Origin of the sequence: Streptomyces zagrosensis (assembly GCF_014203645.1) — a bacterium.
GTDB lineage: Bacteria > Actinomycetota > Actinomycetes > Streptomycetales > Streptomycetaceae > Streptomyces > Streptomyces zagrosensis.
In genome coordinates this window covers 493,689-505,109 of sequence record NZ_JACHJL010000001.1, presented here as the reverse complement: position 1 = coordinate 505,109, position 11,421 = coordinate 493,689, and the positions used below count along the sequence as shown (strand labels likewise).

The following is an 11,421-nucleotide window of genomic DNA, read 5'->3' as shown; positions in this document are numbered from 1 at the left end:
CTGGCTGTCTCACTCAGATCGAGTGCGAGGGGTCCGCGCTTGCCGTAGGCCTCGCTGCCTACGACCTGGTCATCACCCGGGGCACCCCGCCACGGACGGAGGGTTGCCGGACAGCGGGCCGGGGCCTATGTCGCTGTCACTCGTGACCTAGGCAGCATCATGCCACACACCGCGCGCACCGCAAACGCCCCCCGCTCCGCACCACTTCACGCCACCGCTCTCACCCCCACACCCCCGCTCGCACGCCCACGGCCCGCAGCGGCGCGCACCCACCCGCGCGCCCCAGCCCGCAGCGCACCCGGCCTTAACCGCACGCGAAGGGCGCGCCCCTGAGCGAGGCACGCCCTACACGAAGCAGCCGCGTCTACTGCTGGCTGACGGCAACCCACCGTTCGAGCGTCTGCTTCGCCGCGCCCGAGTCGATGGACTGTGCGGCCCGGCCCAGCGCTGCGCCGATCCGTTCGACCAGCGGCGGCAGCTCAAGGGGCGGTGCGCCCGCCTCGAAGCGTGCGGCCGACTCGGCCGCGGATGCGCTCAGCAGCCCGTCCAGGGCGACGAGCGCCGCCGCCGAGTTGAGCAACACGGCGTCTCGTACGGGCCCTCGTTCGCCCGCCAGGAGCCGGCGGGCCACATCGGCGTTGTACGAGGCGTCAGCCCCCCGCAGCGCCTCCACCGGCACCAGTTCGAGGCCGACGTCCCTGGGGTCGAAGATCTCCTCTCGTACGGTCCCGTCGCGGACCTCCCACACGCGCGAGGTGGCGGTGGTGGTCAGTTCGTCCAGGCCGTCGTCGCCCCGGAAGACCAGTGCGCTGACGCCCCGGCCCGCCAGCACCCCGGCGAGGATCGGCGCCATCCTGAGATCAGCGACGCCGGTGGCCTGGGCCCCGACGCGGGCCGGATTGGTGAGCGGGCCAAGGAAGTTGAACGTGGTGGGGATGCCGAGTTCGCGTCGGGCGTTGGCCACATGTCGCAGCGACGGGTGGAACTTGACGGCGAAACAGAAGGTGATGCCGGCCTGCTCGGCGACCTCGGCCACCCGTGCCGGCGTCAGCTCCAGATTGACGCCGAGCTTCTCCAGGACGTCGGACGAGCCGCTGGCCGACGAGGACGCCCGGTTGCCGTGCTTGACGACCCGGGCGCCGGTGCCTGCCACGACGATCGAGGACATGGTGGAGATGTTGACGGTCTTGGCCCCGTCGCCACCTGTTCCGACGATGTCCACGGTAGGGCCCGGGACTTCGATGAGGTTGGCGTGGTCGTACATCGTACGCACCATGCCGGCGACCTCGTCCACCGTCTCGCCCTTGGCTCGCAGGGCAACCGCGAACCCCGCGATCTGTACGTCGCTGGCCTCGCCCCGCATGATGCGATCCATCGCCCAGGCGGAGGCGTCGGCACTGAGATCCTGGCCGGCGAGCAAGGTGCGCAAAATGCCTGGCCAAGTGTGGGCCGTCGCGCTGTCGCCGCCTGCCGGGGTCACAACGTTCATGGTCCACGCTCCTGGTGGTGGGTTGAGTTTGCGGTCAGCCTATCCAGGGCCAGGGAACGGCGAAGAACCCCGTCCAGACCTCGGACGGGGTTCTCGCTGTGGCGATCAGTAGATGACCAGGCAGAGATCAGTGGTGGCCGTGGCCGCTGGTGATCTCCTTGTACTCCTCGGGGGTCGGCTTGGGGATCTGGGTGTCCTCGCCGTACAGACCCTTCGAGAGCTTGACGCGAAGCTTCTCGGAGCGGCTGGGCTTGCGCACCACACCGTTCTCATCCACCTCGGGCTCCAGCTCAAGCGGCTTGTACTGGTCGTGCGCCGTGAGGGTGTGCAGCTCATCCGACGACAGCGGCTCGTGCACCTCGATGAACTCGCCGTGCGGCAGCCGCTTGATGATGCCCGACTCGCGGCCGTGCAACACCTTGTCCTTGTCACGCCGCTGGAGACCCAGGCAGATCCGCTTGGTGACGATGAAGGCCAAAACCGGTGCGACGAAGAACGCAACCCGCGAGAACCAGGTGATCGCATTGATCGACAGATGGAAGTGCGTAGCCCAGATGTCGTTACCGCCAGCGACCAGCATGGTGAGGTAGCTCACGCACCAAGCGACACCGAAGCCTGTGCGGACCGGAGCGTTGCGCGGCCGGACCAGCAGGTGGTGGTGGCGCTTGTCACCGGTGGCCCAGGACTCGACGAACGGGTACGCCGCGATGGACACCAGCAGCAGCGGGAAGATCAACAGCGGAATGAACACACCGAGTACCAGAGTGTGGCCCCAGGCGTTGATCTCCCAGCCAGGCATCACCCGGATCAAACCCTCGGCGAAGCCGAGATACCAGTCCGGCTGGGCACCCGTGGACACCTGGTCCGGTCGGTAGGGGCCGATCGCCCACACCGGGTTGATGGTGGCCACGGCGGCGATCGCCGCGATGACACCGAAGACCAGGAAGAAGAAGCCTCCGGCCTTGCCCATGTACACCGGCAGGAACGGCGTGCCCACCACGTTGGTGTTGGTCTTGCCCGGTCCTGGCCAGTGCGTGTGCTTGTGCAGGAACACCATGATCAGGTGCGCCACGACCAGGCCGAGCATGATGCCCGGTAGCAGCAGGATGTGGATCGAGTAGAACCGGCCGACGAAATCGTGTCCGGGGAACTCGCCTCCGAAGAGGAACATCGACAGATACGTGCCGATCACCGGGGCCGACAGGATGGCGCCCTGGGTGAAGCGAACACCGGTACCGGAGAGCAGGTCATCTGGCAGCGAGTAGCCAGTGAGGCCGGTGAAGAGGCCGAGCACCAGCAGCAGGAAGCCGAAGACCCAGTTCATCTCGCGCGGCTTGCGGTACGCGCCGGTGAAGAAGACTCGCATCATGTGCACGAACATGGCGCCGATGAAGATCAGCGCGGCCCAGTGGTGGATCTGCCGGATCAGCAATCCGCCGCGGACCTCGAAGCTGATGTCCAGCGTCGAGGCGTACGCCTCCGACATCCTGATGCCCTGCATGGGGACGTAATCGCCGTGGTAGACGATCTCACCCATGCTGGGGTTGAAGAACATCGTCAGGTACACACCCGTGAGGATGATGATGATGAAGCTGTACAGGCAGATCTCACCGATCATGAACGACCAGTGATCCGGGAAGATCTTGCGCAGGTTGGCCTTGGCGAGGCTGTATACGCCTAGCCGGCTGTCGGCCCAGTCAGCGACACGCTCGCCCGCTGGAGCCTTTTTGCGCCGAGTGTCAGTTGCAGTGCTCATCCGCGCTCCCAGTAGGCAGGACCGACGGGCTCCGCGAAGTCGCCCATCGCCTCAAGGTAGCCCTTGTCATTGACCGTGATCCGAAGCTGCGGCAGTGAGTGGCCCGCTGGCCCGAAGATGACACGTCCGCCATCGGTCAGATCGAAGGTCGATTGGTGACACGGGCACAGCACGTGGTGCGTCTGCTGCTCATAGAGGCTGATCGGACAGCCCACATGGGTGCAGATCTTCGAGAACGCGACAATGCCCTCGTGCGACCAGTCCAGTTCGCGCTTGTCCTTGATGTTCTCCGGCTGTAGCCGGACGATCATGAGCGCCGCCTTGGCGATCTCGTTGTGGAAGTCGTGGTCTTCCTCGCTGAGACCTTCGGGCATGGCAAACGTCAGCGAACCAACGGAGATGTCCTCGGGGCGAAGCGGCTCAAGCGTGTTCTCGTTGATGAGCATCTTGCCCTTGGCCCACTTGGTGTGCCGGAGCTTGGTGCCCGGCAGCGGGCCGAGGTCGCGCAGCAGTACCAGACCGGTGAGCGGCACCATGGCCACCGCACCGATGAGGGTGTTGCGGACCAGCTTGCGGCGCCCGATGTCTGACTCGCGGGCACCCTCCTGGAAGCCTGCGAGCACCTCCTCGCGCACCTCGGGGGAGGCATCGAGGTCGTGTCGCTCTTCGGCGACCTCAACATCGGTCATCAGGGTGCGGGCCCAGTGGATGGCGCCGGCACCGATGCAGAACAACGCCAGACCGAGCGTCATGCCCAACGAGAAGTTGAGCGCGCTGACGCGTCCGATCGGGAAGATGTAGACGATCTTGTCAATGTCGAACGACACGTACGAGACGATGAAGCCGATCGTGGACAGCATCGACAGCGTGAACAGACCGGCAACCGCGCGCTCGGAGCGCTTGGCGGCCTGCTCATCAATGTCCTGAACACGATGCTCGTGGGGCGGCAGCCCGGGGTTGGCGAACGGGTCGTCCCGTTTCGACAGCGCTCCGCTGTCGGCACCTTCCGGCTGCTGCGGCAGGTTCTCTTCGGAGTTGTCTTTGGAGTTGTCTTGGCTGCTCATGACTTCTTGGCCTTCGTGGTCCGGGCTGCGACCCAAATGGTGATGGCGATCAGCAGACCCAGGCCGAACACCCAAGCGAACAAGCCCTCAACCACCGGGCCAATCCCGCCCAGCGTGAAGCCACCAGGGGTCGCGGCGTCTTCGCCGTTGACCTTGTCGAGATAGGCAATAATGTCCCTCTTTTCCTTCTCCGGCATGACCGTGTCGGGGAAAGACGGCATGTTCTGCGGGCCGGTCTGCATGGCCTCGTAGATGTGCTTCGGGTCCACACCGTCAAGGGAGGGCGCGTACTTGCCGTTGCTCAGCGCCCCGCCCTTGCCAGAGAAATTGTGGCACTGGGCACAGTTCGAACGGAAGAGCTGCCCACCGTTGGCAGCATCTTCCTTGCCATCAAGGCTGTACTGGCTCTTGGTCGGCGTTTCCGGGCCGGCACCGAGCGAAGCGACGTACGCCGCGAGCTGCTCGGTCTCGGCGGCCGAGTACACCTTGGGCTTCTTCGGCACCTGGGCACCGTTTTGCTGAGCCGGCATGCGGCCGGTGCTCACCTGGAAGTCCACGGCGGCGGCGCCGACGCCTACCAGGCTCGGACCGTCAGATGTGCCTTGGCCGCCTGTGCCGTGGCAGCTTGCGCAGCCCACGGCGTAGAGCTTTTTGCCCTCGTCGATGGCGAGGGAGGTCTGGGCCTCTTCGGCCTTGGCCTTGTCCGCGGGTGCGAACGCGGCATAAAGCCCCCCCGTGGCCGCCAGCGCGAAGAGTAGGACGACGAGCGCCGCCAGCGGGTGGCGCCGTCGTGCGGAGAGCTTTTTCACGGATTACCCCGGTGTCAGGATCTTCTGCGTCGATGCTTGGCTACGTCTCTGGTGAAACGCGGGTCCGGTGCGGGACCGGTTACTTGATCATGTAGATCGTGGCAAAGAGTCCGATCCAGACGACATCGACAAAGTGCCAGTAGTACGACACGACGATGGCCGCCGTCGCCTGTTCGTGTGTGAACCTCTTGGCCGCGTACGTCCTGCCTAGGACCAGCAAGAACGCAATGAGTCCGCCCGTCACGTGCAGACCGTGGAAGCCAGTGGTCAAGTAGAAGACCGAGCCGTAGGGGTCAGACGAGAGCGAAAGACCCTCGTGCTTGACCAACTCGGTGTACTCGAAGACCTGACCACCGACGAAGATCGCACCCATCACGAAGGTGACCACGAACCACATGCGCAACTTCTTCACATCGCCACGCTCGGCGGCGAAGACGCCGAGCTGGCAGGTGAGAGAGGAGAGCACCAGGATCGTGGTGTTCGTCGCGGAGAACGGGAAGTTCAGCGCATCGGCCATTTCCTTCCAGTGCTCGGCGCCCATCACCGATCGGATGGTGAAGTACATCGCGAAGAGGGCCGCGAAGAACATCAGCTCGGAACTCAGCCAGATGATGGTTCCGACGCTGGTGAGGTTCGGTCGGTTGACCGACGGGTGCGCGTGCCCGGTATCTACTGCTGTTGCTGTCGCCACGACCGACATTATGTCGGTCGCTTATCCCGCCCTCACCTCGGGGGGTCCCGTTCGGAGTGTCAAGGCTGTTCAAGCGGCTCGTACGGCCTATTGGCCCGGTCCCTCGAAGGAGCGAAGCGGTAGCCGGTGCTCCGTGGCACGTTCGGTGCGCCAGCGCTCCTGACGGCTCGTCGGCCCGATCATGAATGCGTACGACCCCTCCTCTCAGCGGGCCGTGGCGCAGTAGCATCCGCCCAGCGGACCCACTCCGTTTTGTGCTGTCCACCTGCCTGGAGGAAAGATGCGGCCCACTGCCACGGTGCTGGTCTACAGCGATGACGCGGGCACCCGCGAGCAGGTGCGGCTGGCCGCCGGGCGGCGACCAGCGGCCGATGTGCCCGAGATTGAGTTCTTTGAGTGCGCCACCTTGCCCGCGGTCCTTGAGGCCCTGGACGCCGGCGGCATCGACGTGTGCGTTCTGGACGGGGAGACGGCGCCCGCTGGAGGCATGGGCGTGTGCCGGCAGATCAAGGACGAGATCTACGCCTGCCCACCGGTGCTGCTGCTCATGGGCCGTCCGCAGGACGCCTGGCTGGCTACCTGGAGCCGCGCCGAGGCGGCCGTGACGCACCCGGTGGACCCGGCGGCGCTCGCGGACGCACTGGCCGGCCTGCTGCGCCGGCAACAGGCCATAAGCGCCTGAGCGGACGCCTGAGCGCTACGCGTTAGGGGGCTTGGCCAGCGCTGGCCAGGCCCCCTCGTGCGGTGCTGGGCCGGCGGGTGCCTGGCACGGGTGGCGCGCCGTCAGGCAGCTCAGATGGCCGGGCGCAGCCGGGCCGAGTCGGCGGGGCCGCTGCCGTCCCTGCGCCCTGCCGTCAGGGCGCTGCCCTGACGCCACTTGTCCCAGGACAGATTCCAGTCGCCGAAGCCGTTGTCGAACGGCGTCATCGTGGCGCCGTTGCTGCCCACCACCGTGACGAGGTCACCCGGGCGCACGGTGTCGAAGAACCAGTGGGCGTTGGCCGTACTCATGCCGGTGCAGCCGTGGCTGACGTTGGCGGAGCCTTGCGAGCCGACCGACCAGGGCGCGGCGTGCACGTACTCGCCGCTCCAGGTGACCCGGGTGGCCCAGTGCACCGGCAGGTCGTAGGACTCCGAACTGCCCTCGGCGATGCCGATGCTGGTGCCGCGCATTCGGACGAAGGACTCCTTGGCGAGAATGACCTTGACGCCGTTGCGAGTGTCGAAGCCCGGCTTGCCTGTGGTGATGGGGATGGTGCGGATCGTCTTGCCGTCCCGTGTGACGGTCATTTGGTGCGTGCTCGCGTCCGTGCGGGCCTCGATCCTGGCGCCGGTACGCAGCGTGAGAGGCTTGGTGGGGCCGCCGTGCAGCCCGTCTGCGAGCTTGATGCCGTCCAGGTGGCTGCGCACCGTGATGGTGGCTTTGGTGGGCCAATAGGCACGCGGGCGGTAGTGCAGCGTCCGACCGTCCACCCAGTGCCAGCTGCCCTCGACCGTGGGCTGGGAGCTGACACGCAGGGCGCGTTCGACGGTGGCGCGCGCCCCGCGATCCTCGACCGGGGCGCTGAGTTCGGCCGTAACGGGCTGGCCGACGCCGTAGGTGCCGCTCTCGGGGCCAAAGCGCACCCGCAGCCGCTTGTCGGCCGGCGCGGTGTTGAGGCCGATGGTCTTACGACCCGGCCTGCCGTCGCCGTTCTCGGTGCTCACGCGGAGCGTGTAGTGGGCTCCTGCGGCGAGCGGGGCGGTGGAGCGCCACCGTTTGCCATCGGCGGTGAGTTCGCCGCGTAGATAGCGGCCTGTGGCGTCGGTCGCGGTGACATCCGTGATGCGGCTACCGCCGCCCTTGGCGGTGATCTCCAGAGGCTTGTCCGGGTCGGCCTTGCGGTCGTCCCGGCCGCCGCTGAAGGAGATCTGTTCCGCCGCGTCGTACGGCTTGTCCGCCAGCGGGTCCGAAGAGGAACTCCCGCAGGCAACGACGCCTATCGCCAACGGCGCCACCAGCAGAGCACAGCGGATGGGTATTCGGGAGCGAGAGGTGTGGCTCATGACCACACGCTAAGAACGGCGGCGGGATTCGGCGCGCGCAGCGGCGCAAACGAGGGGCGGGCCCGCGGCCTACGGGGGCCGGCACGCGCCCCACACGCCGGGGGCACGCATGGCAGTACGCCCAGTACGAGCAGTACGAGCAGTACGAGCAGTACGAGCAGAGCCCGGACACCTGGGCGGTGTCCGGGCCCTACGCGCAAGCGGGTGCGAGCTACTGGGTGCGGTTCTCGCCCCGGTAATACTCGAAGACCCAGCCGAAGATGCTGATCAGGATGATCGGGGCGGAGAAGTACATCAGCCACCAGCCGAAGACGACGCCAAGGAAGGCGAACGCGCTTCCGACCGCCAAGGACAGCGGCTGCCAGCTGTGCGGACTGAAGAAGCCCAGCTCACCGGCGTCATCGGCGACGTCAGCGTCCTTGTTGTCCTGCGCTCCGGCATCCACCCGGCGTGCCGTGAACGCCAGGTAGTAGCCGATCATGATGCTGAGCCCGAAGGCCAGGAAGAGCGCGGTCGTACCGGCCGGCTCCTTCGACCACACGCCATAGACGATCGCCATGGCCAGGACGAAGACGGCGAGCCAGATGAACAGCCGGCCTTGGATCTTCACTTGCCTGCCTCCTTGCCACCCGCGAGGGCCTTCTCATCGGTGTGCTCGACGTTTTCAAGCTGGTCGAGCGCGGCGATCTCCGGGTGGTGCAGATCGAACGCCGGGGATTCGGAGCGAATACGCGGCAGCGTAAGGAAGTTGTGCCGCGGCGGCGGGCAGGAGGTCGCCCACTCCAGGGAGCGGCCGTATCCCCACGGGTCGTCCACCTCGACCTTCTTGCCGTACTTCGCGGTCTTCCAGACGTTGTAGAAGAACGGCAGTACGGACAGGCCGAGCAGGAACGAGCTGATCGTCGAAATCGTGTTCAGCGTGGTGAAGCCGTCCGCCGCCAGATAGTCGGCGTACCGGCGCGGCATGCCCTCGGCGCCCAGCCAGTGCTGCACCAAGAACGTGCCGTGGAAGCCGATGAACAGCGTCCAGAAGGTGATCTTCCCGAGTCGCTCGTCCAGCATCTTGCCGGTGAACTTCGGCCACCAGAAGTGGAATCCGGAGAACATGGCGAACACCACGGTGCCGAAGATGACGTAGTGGAAGTGCGCGACCACGAAGTACGAGTCTGAGACGTGGAAGTCCATCGGCGGCGAGGCCAGGATGACACCGGTCAAACCACCGAAGGTGAAGGTGATCAGGAAGCCGACCGCCCACAGCATGGGTGTCTCGAAACTCAGACTGCCCTTCCACATCGTGCCGATCCAGTTGAAGAACTTCACACCGGTTGGCACCGCGATAAGGAAGGTCATAAAGGAGAAGAACGGTAGGAGCACGCCGCCTGTGACGTACATATGGTGCGCCCAGACCGTCACCGAAAGACCGGCAATGGCGATCGTCGCGGCCACCAGACCGATGTAGCCGAACATCGGCTTGCGGCTGAAGACCGGGATGACCTCGGAAATAATGCCGAAGAACGGTAGGGCGATGATGTACACCTCTGGATGGCCAAAGAACCAGAAGAGGTGTTGCCATAGCAGTGCGCCGCCATTGGCCGCGTCAAAGATATGCGCCCCGAATTTTCGATCCGCCTCAAGGGCGAACAGCGCGGCGGCCAGCACCGGGAAGGCGAGCAGCACCAGCACACCGGTGAGCAGCACGTTCCAGGTGAAGATCGGCATCCGGAACATCGTCATGCCAGGTGCGCGCATGCAGATGATCGTGGTGATGAAGTTGACCGAGCCGAGGATGGTGCCGAAGCCCGAGAGGGCCAGACCCATGATCCACATGTCGGCGCCGATACCCGGCGAGCGGACCGCGTCCGACAGCGGGGAGTAGGCGAACCAGCCGAAGTCGGCTGCGCCGTCAGGGGTGAGGAACCCGCCGACCGCGATCAGCGAGCCGAGCAGGTAGAGCCAGTAGGCGAACATGTTCAGCCGCGGGAACGCCACGTCGGGCGCGCCGATCTGTAGCGGCATGATCCAGTTGGCGAATCCGGCGAAGAGCGGCGTCGCGAACATCAGCAGCATGATCGTGCCGTGCATCGTGAACGCCTGGTTGAACTGCTCGTTCGACATGATCTGCGTGCCAGGTCGAGCGAGTTCGGCGCGCATGAAGAGCGCCATGACGCCGCCGATGCAGAAGAACGCGAACGACGTGACCAGGTACATCGTGCCGATCGTCTTGTGATCGGTGGTGGTCAGCCATTTCACCACGGCGCTGCCGGGGGCTTTCCGATACTCGGGCGGTGCTGCCTTTGCCGTGTCGGCGGCGGCACCCTGAGGTTCGTTGAGGATGCTCACTGGTTCTTGGTCTCCGCGTTCTTTGCGGCGTCCGTCTGCTTGATGGTTGCCGGGAGGTAGCCGGTCTGACCCTTCTTCGCCAGGTCCTTCAGGTGCTTCCGGTACTCCTCGGGGGAGACCACCTTGACGTTGAAGAGCATCCGGGAGTGGTCCTTGCCGCAGAGCTCGGCGCACTTACCCATGAAGGTGCCCTCCTTGTTAGGAGTCACCTCGAAACGGTTGGTGTGGCCGGGGATGACGTCCTGCTTCATCAGGAAGGGGATCACCCAAAACGAGTGGATGACGTCTCGTGAGGTGAGCACGAACTGGACCGTCTCGCCCTTCGGCAGCCACAGCGTCGGTCCGGGCCAGCCCTTGTCAGGGTTGCGGTCGCCCGGGGTGCCCTTTTCGTACACGCCCTCGGCGCCCTTGGGCACGGCCTTCAGCATTCGGTCAGGAATGCCGGCGACCTCCTTGGGAGTTTTCGCGGGTGTGGACAGATTGCCGTCCACGTTCTCCATGTAGTTGAAGCCCCAGCTCCATTGGAAGCCCACCACGTTGATGACGTGGTCGGGCTTCTTGGAAGTCTTCAGGAGCTCGCTCTCATCGCGCGCGGTGAAGTAGAAGAGCACCGAGACGATGACGAGCGGCACGACGGTATACAGCGCCTCGATGGGCATGTTGTACCGCGTCTGCGGGGGTACCTCGACCTTGGTCCTGCTGCGCCGGTGGAATACGACGCTCCACAGGATCAGGCCCCAGACCAGCACGCCTGTGGCAAGTGCTGCCGCCCAGGAGCCCTGCCACAGGGAGAGAATCCGCGGCGCCTCCTCCGTGACGGGGGTGGGCATTCCGAGGCGGGGGAAGTCCTTGGATGTGCAGCCGGTAGCGGTCGCAAGGACCAGGCCCGCGGCCAGCGCCTGCGGCAGCTTCCGCCGCATCGGGCGCCGCGACGAGCGGTCGGAGCCGTTGGGACTCACGTAGCGCCTTCCCGAGAGTCTCGCCCGTGCGGCCGGCTGCGGCCGTCTCGCTGGTCGGTCGCCGGCCCGCTGCGGGCAGGGGTTTGGATGTTTATGCGGACCAAACCCTACTGGACGCTATTTGGGGCCGCGCGGGGAGGGTGCCCAACGCGCCGGTCCGCACCCCGAAGGGGTGGAACGGCCGGCTCCAGGCGGCATCTGACGGACCGCTGAAAGGGCCTTGAGCAGGGGATCGATGCGGCAACGGCGGCGGTCGCGCACGGGGTG

At 65.8% G+C, this 11,421-nt stretch carries 10 protein-coding genes and 1 riboswitch; of the genes, 1 reads left to right on the top strand and 9 read right to left on the bottom strand.

The window, feature by feature from the left end:
* Positions 1-30 precede the first annotated feature (30 nt).
* Positions 31-148, bottom strand: a riboswitch (SAM riboswitch).
* A 216-nt stretch (positions 149-364) separates the two neighbouring features.
* The 5 genes from trpD to ctaE form a co-directional block, all read right to left on the bottom strand.
* Entirely contained in the window at positions 365-1,489 is a 1,125-nt protein-coding gene (trpD, locus tag FHS42_RS02145; RefSeq protein WP_184568740.1) for an anthranilate phosphoribosyltransferase, read from the bottom strand.
* Between the two features lie 127 nt (positions 1,490-1,616).
* A complete protein-coding gene (gene qcrB / locus FHS42_RS02140; RefSeq protein WP_184568739.1) occupies positions 1,617-3,245 on the bottom strand; it encodes a cytochrome bc1 complex cytochrome b subunit in 1,629 nt (542 codons plus the stop codon).
* Positions 3,242-4,309, bottom strand: a complete 1,068-nt coding sequence (qcrA, locus tag FHS42_RS02135; protein ID WP_184568738.1) for a cytochrome bc1 complex Rieske iron-sulfur subunit — start codon at positions 4,307-4,309, stop codon at positions 3,242-3,244. Before qcrA ends, qcrB begins: the two co-directional genes overlap by 4 nt.
* Positions 4,306-5,118 carry a cytochrome bc1 complex diheme cytochrome c subunit gene (qcrC, locus tag FHS42_RS02130; RefSeq protein WP_184568737.1) on the bottom strand — a complete coding sequence of 271 codons (813 nt, stop codon included), beginning with the start codon at positions 5,116-5,118 and terminating at the stop codon, positions 4,306-4,308. Before qcrC ends, qcrA begins: the two co-directional genes overlap by 4 nt.
* A gap of 79 nt (positions 5,119-5,197) precedes the next feature.
* A complete protein-coding gene (ctaE, locus tag FHS42_RS02125; RefSeq protein WP_184568736.1) occupies positions 5,198-5,818 on the bottom strand; it encodes an aa3-type cytochrome oxidase subunit III in 621 nt (206 codons plus the stop codon).
* A 271-nt stretch (positions 5,819-6,089) separates the two neighbouring features.
* Here ctaE and FHS42_RS02120 point away from each other — a divergent pair, with 271 nt between their 5' ends.
* A complete protein-coding gene (locus FHS42_RS02120) occupies positions 6,090-6,491 on the top strand; it encodes a DNA-binding transcriptional response regulator (protein ID WP_184568735.1) in 402 nt (133 codons plus the stop codon).
* A 110-nt stretch (positions 6,492-6,601) separates the two neighbouring features.
* Here FHS42_RS02120 and FHS42_RS02115 read toward each other — a convergent pair whose 3' ends face one another.
* The 4 genes from FHS42_RS02115 to ctaC form a co-directional block, all read right to left on the bottom strand.
* Complete coding sequence (locus tag FHS42_RS02115) at positions 6,602-7,855, bottom strand: L,D-transpeptidase (RefSeq protein ID WP_184568734.1); 1,254 nt, start codon at positions 7,853-7,855, stop codon at positions 6,602-6,604.
* Between the two features lie 211 nt (positions 7,856-8,066).
* Entirely contained in the window at positions 8,067-8,465 is a 399-nt protein-coding gene (locus FHS42_RS02110; protein WP_184568733.1) for a cytochrome c oxidase subunit 4, read from the bottom strand.
* The gene (ctaD, locus tag FHS42_RS02105; RefSeq protein ID WP_184568732.1) at positions 8,462-10,195 is read right to left on the bottom strand and encodes an aa3-type cytochrome oxidase subunit I; all 1,734 of its coding nucleotides are present in this window, start codon (positions 10,193-10,195) and stop codon (positions 8,462-8,464) included. The genes FHS42_RS02110 and ctaD overlap by 4 nt, the downstream gene beginning before the upstream one ends.
* Complete coding sequence (gene ctaC / locus FHS42_RS02100; protein ID WP_184568731.1) at positions 10,192-11,154, bottom strand: aa3-type cytochrome oxidase subunit II; 963 nt, start codon at positions 11,152-11,154, stop codon at positions 10,192-10,194. The genes ctaD and ctaC overlap by 4 nt, the downstream gene beginning before the upstream one ends.
* Between the last annotated feature and the right edge of the window lie 267 nt (positions 11,155-11,421).

Coding starts and splice junctions, on each gene's coding strand:
- trpD (WP_184568740.1), bottom strand. CDS start 1,489: ATGAACGTTGTGACCCCGGCAGGCGGCGACAGCGCGACGGCCCACACT.
- qcrB (WP_184568739.1), bottom strand. CDS start 3,245: ATGAGCACTGCAACTGACACTCGGCGCAAAAAGGCTCCAGCGGGCGAG.
- qcrA (WP_184568738.1), bottom strand. CDS start 4,309: ATGAGCAGCCAAGACAACTCCAAAGACAACTCCGAAGAGAACCTGCCG.
- ctaE (WP_184568736.1), bottom strand. CDS start 5,818: ATGTCGGTCGTGGCGACAGCAACAGCAGTAGATACCGGGCACGCGCAC.
- FHS42_RS02120 (WP_184568735.1), top strand. CDS start 6,090: ATGCGGCCCACTGCCACGGTGCTGGTCTACAGCGATGACGCGGGCACC.
- FHS42_RS02115 (WP_184568734.1), bottom strand. CDS start 7,855: ATGAGCCACACCTCTCGCTCCCGAATACCCATCCGCTGTGCTCTGCTG.